This window comes from Leifsonia sp. HAY1-4F (assembly GCF_056755275.1).
Genome location: NZ_JBNDHX010000187.1, coordinates 1 through 1995 on the forward strand (window position 1 = coordinate 1; position 1995 = coordinate 1995).

Consider the following 1995-nt stretch of genomic DNA (forward strand, 5'->3'; position numbering starts at 1 on the left):
GGCCACCGGACGCGACGGCGCCGAGGCGTCCGAACTGCACGCGCTGGAGGCGGGGCTCGACTCCCTCCAGACCGCACGGGATGCGGCGCCCAGCCGGGCTCGCCGCTTCGCCCGGGCCACCGTCCCGACCACGGTCTTCGTGCTCGTCGCACTGATCGGCTGGCAGCTCTACACCGCGATCGCCCACCCTCGGCCGGATCTGTACCCGGGTCCTGCCGACGTGGTGTCGGCGCTCGCCAGCGCCGCGAGCTCGGGCCATCTCGCCACCGCCATCGGGACGAGCCTCGGCCGCGGCGGCCTCGGCTTCCTGATGGCCGTGCTGATCGCCACCCCCGTCGGGCTGCTGCTGGCCGAGGTGCGCTGGCTGCGCCGGGCGGTCGGGCCGATCCTGTCCGGACTCCAGGTGCTGCCCTCGGTGGCGTGGGTGCCGGCGGCGATCATCTGGTTCGGCCTGACCGACGCGGCCGTGTACTTCGTCGTGCTGCTCGGCGCGGTCCCCTCGATCATCAACGGCCTCCTGGCCGGCATCGACCAGGTACCGCCGCAGCTGCGCCGGGTGGGCGTCGTCCTCGGAGCCTCGCGCAGCCAGCTGCAGCTCCGCATCCTCTTCCCGGCCGCGCTGCCCGGCTATGTCGCGGGGCTCCGCCAGGGCTGGGCCTTCGCCTGGCGGTCCCTGATGGCCGCCGAGATCATCGCCAACTCGCTCGGCTTCGGGCTCGGTACGATGCTCGAGCAGAGCAGGGAACTGGCCGATCTGCCGACGGTGCTCGCGACGATCCTGACCATCCTCGTCGTGGGGATCGTCGTGGAGCTGTGCGTGTTCGCACCGGTCGAGCGCTCGTTGCTGCGTCGCCGCGGGCTCACGGGGGCGACCCGATGAACGACGTGACAGCGGGCTCGTTCGCGGGCTCGGAGGCTGTGGGATCGGTCGCGCTCGTCGGCGGCGGCCCTGGCCATCCCGACCTGATCACCGTGCGCGGCCGCCAGCTGCTCAGCGCAGCGGATGTCGTCATCGCCGACCGGCTCGGTCCGCGCGCACTGCTCGAGGACCTCGCGCCGGGCGTCGAGGTCATCGACGTCGGCAAGCAGCCGCACCACCACCCGGTTCCGCAGACGCGGATCAACGAGCTGCTGGTCGAGCACGCCCGCGCCGGCAAGCGCGTCGTCCGGCTCAAAGGCGGCGACCCGTTCGTGTTCGGGCGTGGCGGCGAGGAGGCCGAGTTCTGCCGTGCGGCCGGCATCCCGGTGGAGGTCGTGCCCGGTGTGACCAGCGCCATCGCGGTGCCGTCGATCGCCGGCATCCCCGTCACGCACCGCGGGGTCGCGGCCGGGTTCACCGTGCTCTCGGCCCACACCGACATCGACCAGGTGCCCGGCGGACCGGAGCACACGGTGATCCTGCTGATGGGTGTCTCCGGGCTCGCCGCCACCGCCGCGACGCTCGCCGCCGGCCGTCGGGGCGCCGACTGCCCCGTCGCCATCGTGGAGGACGGCTACGGCGAGGGCCAGCGGGTCACCATCGGAACCCTCGGCAGCATCGCCGCCGACGCCGCTGTGCGCGGTGTGCGGTCCCCGGCCGTCATCGTCGTCGGCGACGTCGTGCGCCTCGCCGACCCCGACCTCCTTCCGACGCCTGCATCCCACGGCGCCGCCCCCCACAGCACCGCATCCTCCCGCACTGCCCACCACAGAGAGGCCTCCCAATGACCCGACCGTTCCGCGTAGCCGTCGTCGGCGCCGGACCCGCCGGAATCTACGCCGGCAACATCCTGCGCACCCGCGCCGCCGAGGCCGGCATCGACGTCCGCATCGACCTGTTCGAGTCGCTGCCTGCGCCGTACGGCCTCATCCGCTACGGCGTCGCCCCCGATCACCCCCGCATCAAAGGAATCGTCACCTCCCTGCACGACATGCTCGCCGACGGCGCGATCCGGCTGATCGGGAACGTGGAGGTCGGCGCCGACGTCACCATCGACGAGCTGCAGTCCCTCTATC

At 73.0% G+C, this 1995-nt stretch carries 1 protein-coding gene and 2 pseudogenes; all 3 read left to right on the forward strand.

What is annotated here, in order from left to right; all coding sequences use genetic code 11:
• Positions 1-880: ABC transporter permease (locus ACPYOG_RS19070; RefSeq protein WP_481295713.1), on the forward strand; the 880-nt coding region annotated here is incomplete at its 5' end.
• A 41-nt stretch (positions 881-921) separates the two neighbouring features.
• Positions 922-1707, forward strand: a pseudogene (cobA, locus tag ACPYOG_RS19075) (uroporphyrinogen-III C-methyltransferase); the annotation flags it as partial.
• Positions 1704-1995, forward strand: a pseudogene (locus ACPYOG_RS19080) (pyridine nucleotide-disulfide oxidoreductase); the annotation flags it as partial. The pseudogenes cobA and ACPYOG_RS19080, both read left to right, overlap by 4 nt.